The following is a 237-nucleotide window of genomic DNA, read 5'->3' as shown; positions in this document are numbered from 1 at the left end:
GCGTTCGGCGTCTTCAAGGGCGCCCAACACCGCGCTCATCTCCAACTTATCTACCAGAACCTCATAAGCGACAGATTTCCCGGTAGCAGCCAGCTCAGGTGTTGACCTTTAGCGCGCATCACCGGCTGCCGAGCAAGACGGCGTTGTCAGGGGCAACCGGCCAGGGAAGGCCGGTTGAGGCGAGACCAACAGGGACGTTTGTCGAAGCCGACCCGCCCGACAACGCAGACGCGGCGA

This window comes from Serratia sp. HMSC15F11, from assembly GCF_001808215.1.
In the GTDB taxonomy this organism is placed as follows: domain Bacteria; phylum Pseudomonadota; class Gammaproteobacteria; order Enterobacterales; family Enterobacteriaceae; genus Serratia; species Serratia nevei.
Note: the sequence above shows the minus strand (reverse complement) of the source record.